Annotated in this window: 12 protein-coding genes; 4 read left to right on the forward strand and 8 right to left on the reverse strand. The window is 55.2% G+C overall.

Going from position 1 to position 12,299, the window contains the following annotated elements:
• The first annotated feature begins 67 nt into the window (after positions 1-67).
• Entirely contained in the window at positions 68-466 is a 399-nt protein-coding gene (locus QEO92_RS27930) for a toll/interleukin-1 receptor domain-containing protein (RefSeq protein WP_227705434.1), read from the forward strand.
• Positions 467-537: 71 nt separating this feature from the next.
• A protein-coding gene (locus QEO92_RS27935) for an IS630 family transposase (protein WP_227705302.1) occupies positions 538-1,484 on the forward strand; the annotation gives its coding sequence in 2 pieces (ribosomal slippage) (positions 538-886 and positions 886-1,484; 948 coding nt in all).
• 374 nt (positions 1,485-1,858) lie between these two features.
• Here QEO92_RS27935 and QEO92_RS27940 read toward each other — a convergent pair.
• The 7 genes from QEO92_RS27940 to QEO92_RS27970 form a co-directional block, all read right to left on the reverse strand.
• Entirely contained in the window at positions 1,859-2,368 is a 510-nt protein-coding gene (locus QEO92_RS27940) for a TIR domain-containing protein (protein ID WP_227705435.1), read from the reverse strand.
• A gap of 1 nt (position 2,369) precedes the next feature.
• Positions 2,370-3,239, reverse strand: coding sequence for a DUF4231 domain-containing protein (locus tag QEO92_RS27945; RefSeq protein ID WP_227705436.1), 870 nt, complete (start codon positions 3,237-3,239; stop codon positions 2,370-2,372).
• Between the two features lie 42 nt (positions 3,240-3,281).
• Positions 3,282-3,749 (reverse strand): TIR domain-containing protein, encoded by a 468-nt coding sequence (locus QEO92_RS27950; RefSeq protein WP_227705437.1) that lies wholly within the window; start codon positions 3,747-3,749, stop codon positions 3,282-3,284.
• A gap of 2 nt (positions 3,750-3,751) precedes the next feature.
• Positions 3,752-4,342 (reverse strand): 7-cyano-7-deazaguanine synthase, encoded by a 591-nt coding sequence (locus QEO92_RS27955; protein WP_109708101.1) that lies wholly within the window; start codon positions 4,340-4,342, stop codon positions 3,752-3,754.
• The gene (locus QEO92_RS27960) at positions 4,339-5,034 is read right to left on the reverse strand and encodes an 8-oxoguanine DNA glycosylase (protein ID WP_227705438.1); all 696 of its coding nucleotides are present in this window, start codon (positions 5,032-5,034) and stop codon (positions 4,339-4,341) included. Before QEO92_RS27960 ends, QEO92_RS27955 begins: the two co-directional genes overlap by 4 nt.
• Entirely contained in the window at positions 5,031-6,431 is a 1,401-nt protein-coding gene (locus QEO92_RS27965) for a TIR domain-containing protein (protein ID WP_227705439.1), read from the reverse strand. Before QEO92_RS27965 ends, QEO92_RS27960 begins: the two co-directional genes overlap by 4 nt.
• Before the next feature lie 96 nt (positions 6,432-6,527).
• Positions 6,528-7,676, reverse strand: a complete 1,149-nt coding sequence (locus tag QEO92_RS27970) for a carbohydrate kinase family protein (RefSeq protein ID WP_227705440.1) — start codon at positions 7,674-7,676, stop codon at positions 6,528-6,530.
• Between the two features lie 181 nt (positions 7,677-7,857).
• Here QEO92_RS27970 and QEO92_RS27975 point away from each other — a divergent pair, with 181 nt between their 5' ends.
• A complete protein-coding gene (locus tag QEO92_RS27975) occupies positions 7,858-9,114 on the forward strand; it encodes a TRAFs-binding domain-containing protein (protein ID WP_227705441.1) in 1,257 nt (418 codons plus the stop codon).
• Between the two features lie 364 nt (positions 9,115-9,478).
• Entirely contained in the window at positions 9,479-9,892 is a 414-nt protein-coding gene (locus QEO92_RS33165) for a toll/interleukin-1 receptor domain-containing protein (protein WP_320443063.1), read from the forward strand.
• 435 nt (positions 9,893-10,327) lie between these two features.
• Here QEO92_RS33165 and QEO92_RS27985 read toward each other — a convergent pair whose 3' ends face one another.
• Positions 10,328-11,545: a TIR domain-containing protein gene (locus tag QEO92_RS27985; protein WP_227705442.1), complete on the reverse strand. Its 1,218-nt coding sequence runs from the start codon at positions 11,543-11,545 to the stop codon at positions 10,328-10,330.
• Positions 11,546-12,299 lie beyond the last annotated feature (754 nt).

Genomic DNA, 12,299 nt, shown 5'->3' on the forward strand with positions numbered 1-12,299 from the left:
GTATTCTTTGCCATAGCCGAGCTTATCGCGGCAGGAATAGCTTCCGTGTGATCGAAAAGGAGACGTCATGAAATTTAACTGGAGCGAGGCAAACCCCGAGATCTTTGAGCGCTTCAAGCCTGAAACAAATGGGTATGAACAATGGCAGAGTTTTCTGGAGCTCTTATCAGCTCCACTGAGTACACTTGTGAGTGATGAAACTGTACTACCTACCGAGCTGCTTATTCTAGCTGGCGAGGCCCTCTCGAAGTTCGACCTAACCGCGAATTCGACGGTACAGACGCCCACGGTCTTCGTATCGCATAGGCAATTCGACCTCAAATTTGCGGAGCGCGTCGCTTGGCTGGCATGCGATGCTGGGATGGATTACTGGCTCGATGTTCATGACCCATTCCTGAAATATGCCAACCACAATATTCCAAGAGCAAATCCTTTGTATCCCATTCTAGAGCGTTTCCCTGACTGATTGAATCTTTGTGGGCTTTGCAAATCAGGCGCTGTCTGATTCAAACTATCTGCCGATGGAGGTCGGCGGATATGTCGAAAGCCCTTTCAGTCGATCTGCGTGTTCGCGTGCTTGCTGCTGTTTCCGCTGGTGCGACCCACCGAGAAGCTGCTGAACGGTTCGGCGTGAGTGCCGCAAGCGTCAGCCGCTGGCGAAATCTGCAACTTCACCAGGGCGACGTGCGACCTGGTCCTCTTGGCGGAGATCGAAATTCCCGAAAGACAGAGGCCCATCGCGAGGCGATCATGGCATGGCTCGCTGAGCACCGCGATGGAACCTTGTTCGAGCTGCGTGACACGCTTTCTGCCCAGGGCATCACGATCAGCAAATCGGCTTTGCACCGGTTTCTTGTCCGGCACGGCCAGACTCGCAAAAAAAGACTGGCCACGCGGTAGAGCAAAGCCGTCCCGACGTCCTGGAACAACGTCAGCAGTGGTTCGATGATCAACTGGACCTTGATCCTGCCAAGCTCGTTTTCATCGACGAAACCTGGACCGCGACGAACATGGCGCGCACCCACGGACGATGCAGGAAGGGAGAGCGCCTGCGAATGGGCTTCCCGCACGGCCACCGCAAGACCACGACGCTGGTGGCTGGCTTGCGCAGCACAGGAATGGTTGCGCCGCTCGTCATCGACGGGCCGATCAACGGAGAATGGTTCGAGGCCTATGTCGCCCAGGTTCTTGTGCCGACCCTGAAGCCTGGCGATGTCGTCATCCTTGACAATCTCTCCAGCCACAAGCGACCGGCGGCGCGTGAGATGATCGAGGCTGCCGGTGCGCGCATGCTCTTCCTCCCGCCCTACAGCCCAGACTTCAATCCCATAGAGAAGGCATTCTCAAAGCTCAAAGCGCTCCTACGCAAGGCGGCAGAGCGCACCGTATCGGGCCTTTGGGACAGGATCGGAAAACTGCTCGACCTCATCGAGCCTCAGGAGGCGCGCAATTTCTTCACATCATGCGGATACGATCCAGCATGAAAGGGAAACGCTCTAGTTGCCGGAATAATTGAAATGGCTTTGCTAAACAGTTCGCACCTCATCGCGATCCATACGCGAGCAAGCCGTCGTTCACAGTGGATTCCTTGTGAATTCGGCAGGCTACGCGATCGGAAACGCCTATCATCAAACTGCGGGAGCTGGTTTGATCCAAGAACAAACCTAAGGTTACATGGGGATTATTTGCGCCTCGCTCGGAAAACGCAAGGTGGTGAGACGGATGTGCGACACTGGCTTCAGCACTGGTCCGGAAGCGCCGCTCCGCTTTATTGGGGCGGGCCTGCAACCCACCCGCTTCCGAATTGAAGGGATTGCATGCCTCATTCACAGGCGGTCTGTGAGACGCTAGGATTTGTTTAAAGTCCCAGGTCAGCGTAGATTCTAGCATTATAATGGCGTGAGCCACCGTTCCTTTCTGCTGTATTCATGCGGCGGTACTCGTCTGGCCAGTGGTCAAGAGCAAAACGGATAGCTCTCATTTTGAATGGTACGTGTACAACACACTCATCGCGGATGATGGGCGGGCAATTTGCATCCTGCTGTCTGCTCTCATTTAGGTTTGCAGCTATGATTGGCAGTCCCATCTCCATTGCTAGTTCCAGTTCCCAACGAACGAACCGGTACAGATTCTTGGTCTTCTCTCCAATCAGCACAATCACAGCTGATGACTGACGCATGCGCTCTTTGAGGTTGCTTTTCACATAGGCTTCGCTCTGAGCCTTGCTTGTCATCGTATCTAGGTCGTGGGCGTCGAGAAAATTAAAATCGACTTTTTCATTTGCCTTCCATCCACGCATGAATCGATAAGCCCAGCCATCGTTGTCGCCGTCGAAAATGACGTAAGAAGGATCGGTGTGCGAGCTCATTTTAATTTCCCTGTTGTTGGCGGGCAGCCCATTGTGTGTGCTCACGGGAGAAGGCGAGTTCGGCTTCGTTCACAGCGGCAGAGAACTCCCCCGCGGTTTCTGCGTCTTCGATACGGCTTTTCACTAAACCGATCTCCTGCGCTGTAAGCGTGTAAGCAGCTGCCAGTTCGTTGAACTTCTTTATTTGCGTCCATCCAATCGCGGCCGAAGCGAAGACGACCAATGGCTCGGTTGGCCAGCCGACGAATGTGGGATTTACGATTCGCGTGAGAATAAAGACAAGACCGAGACCGTACGCGACACATGAGATCGCTACCCACCATTGGGCGGCAGAACTGTTTGCCTTGGCCTTCTTTTGATACCAGACCTGTTGATCGGTGATGCGATGTAGCAAATAGAATGCGCGACGCTCCTCTAATTTTTTCTCCCGCATTTCCTGCATAGCGCTTGGCAACTGTTCACCACCCAGCTCCAAACCGCTCAGCGCGTCACCGATCGAATGATTAGCTTTAAGAACATCACTCAACAGATCTCGGAAGTCGCGTCGCGCGTCGCTCGACTTGGCATCATCGAAAGGCTCAGCACGCATGGCAAATCGCCAGCTCAGTGTTTTGACAGATTCCGAAAGTGCACGGGCCTGATACCACGTTCGCTCAGGCTTCTTTACTGAGCGGTAGAGCATGACAATCATCGACGATGCGAAAACGATCGCATAAGCGGCAAAATATGCGCGTGTGTCGCTCCACCCAAGCGAGAAAAAGGCCGTAACGATCAACAGGCCGTATTCGAGCCGGACCAGCGCCAAAAACCTCCACTGACTCCTGTTGGACGCCGCATCGGCGCTTTCGAACAATGTCGGATAGTTCATCATGGCTTTGTTCCCGGGTCTGTCTAGCTTTGCTTCTGCCGATGTTTACTTCAGCTCACCAGAGAGCTTGCTCCACGGTACCACCTTGATCTCCGGCCGAGACAGCCATTTCGGTATTGGGCTTGCGGGGCTCACACCCGCGTGCGTCGCGACGACCTTTTTGCCAAGTGACAGGCTTTTTTCGACCTCCCATTGGACCCAGCGGCTTTGCGCCGTACTTTCTGAAACATAAACCACGGTCACAGAGCAGCGATTAATTCGCTCGGTAATCTTGCTCTTAATATAGTCGGCGCGCTCGCTATCGTAGGGTTCGCGAACCGAATGGTCGTTGAACTCGATTTCGCTGTTCTCATTCTTGGCCTGGCCCCGCAGTAAGTTGACTTCGGCCATGTCTTCGGTCGCAAAGCTGATGAAGACGTTGCGCTTTCCGCCTGCCAGCGCCGCCTTCGCCTTCTCTTCGAGCGAGCGCACGTCCCCCAGCCTGTTCCAGTTTCCACCTCCGCCGCCGCCCATCTCTATGCCCTTTCAAACTTGAATTCGTTGCAAGCAATGCATACCCCGCACGCCTCTTCGCTACCCTCGTGGCAGGAATAGGTACCGACGATGCCTTTCTGGCGTGCAAGCTCGACGACGTCGATCTTGTGAAATTGCGAAAGGGGAGCAAGCACCCGGATCGAACGGCCTAGGCAGCGGGCGATCATCTGCTCGGCATCCCGCAGAAAAGCAGAGGTTTGGTCGGGGAAGAGGCTGGTTTCCTCGTGAAGCAGCCCAATCGATACCGCATCCGCATTCCTCTGAAAGGCGTAGGCTGCAGCAGTTAGCAGAAACAGCATGTTCCGGCCTGGCGTAAACGCGTCATCAACGATGTGCAGCGATCGGTCGGTCAAGCCCGAGCGGATCAATGCCCCATACCCTGACAGATCGGCGATTTTCGGCTCGGGAAGTCCGAGCCTCTTCATGATGCCTCGGCAGGCGGCGAGCTCGCGGTCTCGTGACCGTTGGCCATAGTCGATGAAGAGCGGGTGGATCGAAAGACCTTCCTCTTGGGCGAGTTTCGCGACGAGGGTCGAATCGAGCCCTCCCGAGACGAGTGTAACGATGCTCATGCTCTTGCCCCTTCTTCCGTTCTCGCGACCCGCATTACGATCCAGATCGCCCAATCCAGAATGCCGACAGGAAAGCCGAGTTGGTGCGCATGGCCGCGCATACTCTCCTCGCCGAGCCGGTACTCTCGCATCGTTGCGATTGGCTTGGAGTTTTCTGCCCGCAGGCCAGTGAGTTCCATGTAGTTCAGGACATGCCTGTCCAGGATTGCGAGATCGTAGCTGAAGCCGCTGTTGCGTAGGAACATGCTCGCCTGCTTCGGGCCGAGCCCCGGCGCGCAGTCGACGAGCCAGTTGCGAGCGGCAATCGGAGTATCGAGCTTGGTCAGCAGGCCGCTAAGCGTGCCGAACCGGTCAGTGATACGTTCCTTTGTCGCCGCCAGCTGCCGCGCTCGCGCGCCAGGAAAGCGATAGCTTCGCCCGGTCGCAGTCAGCGGCCGCCGTAATATCTCGCTCAGCCGGTCGGAAAGGTCGGGCAAGCAGTATGGCTCGAAAAGGTGGCCAGCTGTATCGATCGCCGAGGCAGCCTCGCATGCCAGCGGATAGGGAACCTGGCTGCTGAGAACACAGGTGGAAAGCTCCCACCACAGGCGTCTCTCATTCCGCTCGGCCGCACCATTTGCGATCCGCTCTTCGATCTCCGGACAAATGGCGCAGACGGCGTCGGTGATTCTCCCAGCCGAGAAAGCTTTCATCTGAACAATCCTTCCACCTCTCGCTTCAACTGTTGTATCGGCGCCTTGCCGATCCGCTCAGCGACGAAGGCCTCGAGGCGGTCGTCTGTTACAGCCTCTCGAAGGTCTTTCATGAAGTTCGTATAATAATCAATATTGTGAAACGCAGCTTTCCCCGCGAAATCGATCTTGTCGTCAACAAACGCCGAACGGGCAACGTCGGAATCGGCGACGCCTGTCTGATAGGTGAAGAAATCATAGTGCTGAAAATGATAGAGCCGGTCGTTTTCGATGTCGGCGACGACGCGGCACCATTCGAGCCCGTCAAAGGTGTCCGCGCCAGCTGCGGCCAGGACCGCGATGCTCCATGGATTGCCGGTGCCGAGGAGATGGATGGGCTGATAAAAGGGAAGCTCACTCAGCTTTGCCCGGATCGCCATCATCGTCCGGCAACGTTGAAAAAGCCCTGCGCCAAGCTCGCGTTCGGCAACGCCGATCAGCTCTGGTTGCAGCTCGTGGGCAACGGCAAATACAGTCTCGATCAGCGTGTCGACATCGTGACCGCCGTTTTTCAGCTTTGCAGCATGGACGATCGGCAGAACCCCGGCTTTGGTTGCTTTTTGGTCCCGTTCGACGGCGGCGAGAATCGAGGCGGCCGCCTTCGCAGGGTTTCTGCCGGGTTTCATGTCATCGAAGCAGAAGATCCGGTCGTAGGAAGCACCCGACAGGGCATCGACCAAATCGATGGGCTTCCATCGTTTGTTAGTCAGACGTGAAGATTCGTAGTTCCCGGAATCGACAAGGACGAATCCGCCATTTTCGCGGTACTCTGTCAGCGCTGATTTAAGTGCGGTGGGTTTTCGCCTGTCGACAAGATCCCACGCGGAAACGAGCAACGAGGGATAGCGGGCAAGATTCAGCGCTTTCACCGCCTCGCTGGGTTTCAGCCGGGTCTCGAAGGAGGAGGTCGAGAGAAAGAGGGTGGGGAGGGGCAGGCGCCCTTGCAGGGCGACTGGTCGCTGCGGTTTCATGCGAACGGGAACGATCGTGCTAATCCGGCTGGCAAGTGTCCTGAGATCGCCGTGATCGGGGCGTTCATTCCACGCCGACAGATCGCTGCTCGAATAGCCGCCGAACCCATAGGCAGCCTCGCTTCCGTCCAGCGTGACGCAAACGATTGGCCTATTCGCCTTCTGAGCCAAGCGAACCTCGTCGGTGACCGTATCCTTCAGCCGAGAGGACTTCGACCAGAAGACCAGCACACATCCCGCCCTGGTAATCTCGTCTTCGATCTCGGCAGCAAAGCGTTGCCGGATCATCTGATCCCACCACACGCTCCAGGTCTTAGAAAGAAATTCGAATAGCTTTTTTACTTTCGCCCGATCTTCTCCGGCATAGATCAAATAGATATCAGCCACGCCCCCTCCGAATCGCAAATGGCCTATCTATGGTGTAGTAACAACGTGAGGGCTGCGCAATGGGGGTTGTATGGAGCTGATGTTAAACCTGATCAATTACTTCCAGCCTGCTAGGTATAAAGCGGTCGTAAAGTCATCAGTCGTTTCACAGTTGACCAGGCGGGTAAGCTGGTCGCTGGACTGCGGCAGTTCTGCAAGAGCCACGCATTTGACACCCTCATTGACCAGTGTGTGTGCCAATGAGAGCATGTCAGGCTCAATTCCGTCAGCCAACACGAGAACTGTAGAAACCTGAATGTGCGATAGTTCAACATTTTCCAGGGCCGGGCAGATCACGGTGAGACCGAGGTCAGCCAGACTATATCTTGCTTCCTCAATCGAATAGCGTTGTCCCAGCGTCTTGATCGCGCCGAGCAGAAGGACTGTTCGAGGCTCGCAGACCGGATGCCTTTCCTCTCGGACATCGTGCGCACCTGACGCAAGCGGCTCAAGGGGGGCAAGCGGATTGTCACAGTAGCGGGCTACCTGCTTCGATGCTGAAAGCGCTGCGGTGAAGAGATCCTGTCCGAGCTCCGCCCAGTAATATGCGAAGGCCGCGCTGAACACATCCCCTGTACCTATTTTGAAAACACGCGTGCTGCGAAATGCGGGAATGAAACGCGATGCGGTACCAGGCTCGAAGACTGCAACACCCTTGATGCCCCGTTTGACGACGATGCAACTTGCCCTATGGATTTCAAGAATCGAAGCTGCGGCTACCTCGACGTCGTCAATCCTCGCAACACTCAGGAGCTCCTGTTCATTTAAGACGAGAGCCAGTTGTTTCGCAGTCGAACCGTTGCTGAAAAAGGGAGGAAATTCGCCGGTGGTTTGGGGATCGTAGACAGCCTTTTCTGCATTCACGATAGCATCGCCCTCGAGAAAGCCGAACCGGAGAACCGCCCTTCCCTCGATTTTCAGGGGAGGCATTTTTCGCAACTCCGATCGCGCCGGCTGCAAGTGCGGACGCGACAGCGGATGAAAATAAGCGAATGCAATCGGATCGGCACGAAAGGCGCACGAACCATTCACCCCTAATGCAGAAAGGACGGTGTCTACCTCGTGCGGGCGCTCGAAGTAGCAGCTGAAGATGTTGCCAGGTGATAAGCGGGAAAGGGCGCGGGCAGCTCGCCCGCCGGAACCGAGAAGAGCATCCCAGTGCGGGTGAAAGCAAAGTTCGCGATAAAGTCCACCCGCAATATGCATTCGTATTTCCTCATCTGCACCCAACCCGCAGCGAAGCTCCGACTTCCGATAAAATATGAGCCGGGGTCGATCCGCGATAGGCGCAGTATAACAAATAAGCCAGTGGAAAGCGGAGCGTGCCAGACTGGATTTATACCTTGTTTCACGTAAAACGAGTGTATGAATAAGGTACGGAGCAGTTATGACTGCAGTTCAAAACGACATTGACCATCGTCCCGTCTGCTTCGTTGTCATGGGGTTCGGCAAAAAAACCGACTATGAAAGCGGACGGACGCTTGATCTTGACGCAACGTTCGATGCAATTATCAAGCCAGCTGCAGAAAAGGCAGGTCTGCGTCCGATCCGTGCCGTTGACATCAACGGAAGCGGAGTGATCGACGTCTCCATGTACGATTTGCTGCTGAGAGCGGATGTCGTGGTCGCCGATATATCGACCGGGAATGTCAATGCGGTCTACGAACTGGGCGTCCGTCACGCGCTACGCCCGAATACGACGGTGATCATCAAAGAGGATCAAGGAAAACTTCATTTCGATCTCAATCATATTAACACGTTCCAATACAAACATCTTGGTGAAGATATCGGTAGTCGTGAGGCGATCCGCGCGACGGATGCGCTTTCCGAACTGATCGTTAGGGCGATGTCGTCAACAACGCCAGACAGCCCCGTCTATACGTTTCTTCCGACTCTACAGCGGCCCCGCCTATCAGACGAACAATATGCCGAACTACTCGATGAGGCCGAGGAAAATCATGAAATGCTGAGCGCTGTGCTTCGAGCCGGACGCGATGCGTTCGACCGTAGCGACATGAAGGCGGCCGCCGCAGCTTTTGCCCGCGCCTGCGAGCTTAAGCCTGAGGAAGCATCCTTTCGCCAGCAATATGCCCTTGCGACCTACAAGACTAAGCTGCCGACCGAAGCCGAGGCGCTGCAGCGGGCCCTTGAGATCATTGAGCATCTGCAGCCGGAAGATTCCAACGACCCTGAAACTCTCGGCATAACCGGGGCAATTCACAAGCGGCTCTGGCTCCTTCAGGAGAACCCCGTTCATCTGGACAAGGCTTTGCGCTTTTATGGACGAGGTTTTGAAGTCAGGCGCGACTATTACAATGGTGAGAATCTCGCCACCTGTTTCGATTTGAGAGCCTCCAGACAAACCGATCCGGAGGAGCAGCTATTTGATCGCATGAGTGCCAAGAAGACTCGTTTGGCACTTGTGGAAATTCTTTCGGCGTTACTCTCGGATCCGTCCTTTCACGAGCGTTCCGACAGAAAGTGGGTTTTTGCGACGCTCGCCAATACCATGCTTGCCCTTGGGAGGCGGGCTGAGGCTGCTGTCTATGAAGCTCAGTTTCGTTCGCTTGAGCCCGCTGATTGGGAAATATCGACCTTCGAAGTTGTAAAGGCCATGTACGTCAGCGAAGATCTTGTCAGCTAGTACTTCCGAATTACGATAATGTTCTTAGTCCTAAACGAGCGTTGCGATCCTAACATCCACCGAGGAGTAGCCTTCAATGGCTAAATGCACTGCACCAGTAAGAGGCCACACAGGGAACGGCGCAGCGAATTGTCCGGCATGTAGCAGTCGATGGGGCCGCAGTCGCTTTGGCGGTTACGGCTCCTGGCCGTCGTCGCCGACTTCTTACTCCTCGCCTGGTAGTGGCGGCGGGAGCCGAGGCGGGGGCGTGTCGGGCAAAACCTCGAAACCTAGGTGGGCGCGAGCCAGTTCAACCGTGTGGTACACACCAGCAGAGGTGCGGGAACTTGAGCCCGTACGCGAGCAAATCGAGAGACGGGCGACAGTGCCTGATCTTCGGGACGTATTCCTATGTCATGCTTGGGACGACCGGCAGGGAGCTGCAAAGGAATTGCATGATTTGCTTGAGGCGCGTGGAGTGAAAGTCTGGTTCAGCGAGAAAGATATCGCACTCGGTGAACCATTTCTTCGAGAGATCGACAGGGGGCTCACAAAATCACGAGTCGGGATTGTTTTGGTGACCCCAAACTTTCTTAAACGAATTCACGGCCGTAGCATCGCCGACAAGGAACTTTCGGTGCTGCTTCATGGAGGTAAGTTAGTTCCTGTCATCCACGGCACCACCTTCGCTGAACTAAACGAGGAAAGTCCCATGCTCGCTTCGCGCAACGGGCTCAACACGGCGGAAGACAGCATGGCCGAAGTCGCTACAAAGCTCGCGGATCTAGTTGCCATGTAACGTTGGATGCGAGAAGTGAGCAACGGCAGCACAGTGCCGGCGAGCAAAGAGGTCAACGTTCGACGATCGCGACAACCGAGCAATCCAATGTCCGAACCGGATCGGCAGCTGCCTCTGCGCGATGAGTGCGAATGGCCGCGTTGCTGAGCACCGCCCCTCAGCGCTCCCGGTCCGCTACCGGCGCCAGCCGCCCATTCTTGAGAGCAAGCAGTTGTGCTGATTAGGAAAAGCAATCCAAATAAGCCGCCTAACGAGGCCCGAGGGTTCAGGTCCCATCAATAACTTATGGCTTAGATGTATCAGTGGGAGGTTTGCGGATGCGTTAGATCCGCCTCAGGCGGCACGGCGTGCGCGCTTGAGTCTTGTGCAAAACGGCGTCCAGCTGCACTTTAGTGAACGTGGTTCATGCGACTCAACAGCACCTCTGGCCGGGATTCATGGATTCATGACCAGATTCCAATCGATGTCGAAGCCAGCAGCCTTCAACTCCCGACTCAAGGCCTGTCGCCATGCGCCACCCGACGAATAGGGTTCGTGCACAACGCCCTGGAAATCGGAAGGGATCTCCAGTTCCCCCTGGATAAGGGCCATAATCCGGCTGCGCCCCAACCGTCCGACAAAGTAGCCGAGTTCAAAAATCACGTTCTGTCGGGCGCGAGGCTGCGGCGGCTTGCCTTTGGCATAACCCTCGTCATCCGGTGTAAGCAGAACTACGGCGAAACCCACATCGCCATGCGCCTCAAACTTCTCGATGATGGTGCGGCCCTGGTTGGCTTGTTCCATCAGAATGATCGCCTCGAAACCCAGTTTCTCAAGAAACCTTGCGACTGCTTCTCTGGCCCCATCCTCGTGGCCATGAACCACGAAAACCTTGCGGGGGGCCGGTCCGGTTTTGACCGGAAGCTTGACAGCTTCCTCCACATTCAGAGACCGCTTGACGAAGTCGATATAGTCTCGGGCGAATGGTACCAGGACTTGACCGGTCATGTTCTGCAGGTTGGCTGTATATTTATTGCCGTTATAATAGAAGGTATGCGCGAAATGTAGCGCAGCGTTTTCATCAGACGCGAACTTATCGACCAGCAAGATGGTCATGCCCAATTCCTGCTCATGTTCAGTTGGCCAATCGAGCGTTGCGGATCCGACCATCGATCCCTGTGTCTCTTCGCCGGCCGCAAGCCAGGCGTCTAATTGAAGACCTTCGGTAAGCTCTGCCGAAACAGGTTCAAGCTCGGGGTCATGCAGAATGCGAGACAGCTTTTTGATATGCCGGTCAAACGAACCGGCTTCTGCCCATTTCAGGTCGTTGATGATGTTTTCAATCTGTCGAAGGAGGAGTGGCACCTTCTCGGTCGGCATTATGGATTCCTCTGAATTCGCTTCTGTGCGTGCCTGAGCCGCTCGTTCATGGATCTGCTCTGAATAAGCTTCCTTGAGTTGTACAGACATGTTCTGGACAAAAGGATTGTTGCGATATCCGTCAGCAATGTTGTCGATGGCGTTCTCCATCTGCCCAATGGCAGCAAGAATACTTGCCGGCTGATGGGGATCGAAGTGCACTGTGGTGATCTTACCGTCGAGCGCCTGGAATGCCCGCTGGGCATCCTTCAATTGCTTTTCGAGCTTATCCAGCCCAGTAATCTTAAACGACATGCGGCATTTGCTCTCGATACACCTACGTCAAGTAACGTACAAATCTCTTCCTCGAATACAAGTGCTCTTCTGTACAATGGCAGGGGTCATATCTCACGCCGCCTTCCTTGAACGGCGAGGTCTGGGGGATCGCAAGCAAGGGTCTCAGGCGCCGGGCGCCCAACTGCATCGAAGTGCCTCGAGAGACCGCCCCGTTGCCGGTGCGGGGGCGCAGCCGAAAGGTATTTGCCTTTCGATAAAGTCTGGTTTCCGGAAAGCAAACTGCCTTTATCAATCTATTGAACAAAGAGGGAACATCATGTAAGGTGTGTATGTTCACTGAGGGTTTGGGACATGGCAGGTAACGGCAAAAAGACGTCATCACCAATCGCGAGCAAGGCTGGCGGCACTCTACGGGATCCAAGTGCGTCTGCGACCGCCAAGAGTCTAGCGGGATCTGCGCTTGCTCAGGCTGGCACCTCAAAGCAGACAGGAGCTGCGATGGAGGATAAGGCTTCGCAGGTTCTATCGAGCACAAAATACAGCACTGCTACCAAGCAGTTGGCAGGATCCGTGCTCTCACAATCCAACAAAAAGCGCTGATGAACGAACAAGAACTTTCGAACCAGTTTTCTGTTCTTTTTCCGTGGCTTCTCGTCAGCGAGTCTTATTCCGTTTTCTGCTAGTTTAGCTTACCTGGAAGCGGAGGAAGTTGGTTGCGAACATCCAGTGCCTTAGGTCGTGGTGTCCGCTGAAGCGCCTATTTCACGTCACT

This window comes from Neorhizobium petrolearium, assembly GCF_029854435.1.
In the GTDB taxonomy this organism is placed as follows: Bacteria; Pseudomonadota; Alphaproteobacteria; order Rhizobiales; family Rhizobiaceae; genus Neorhizobium; species Neorhizobium petrolearium.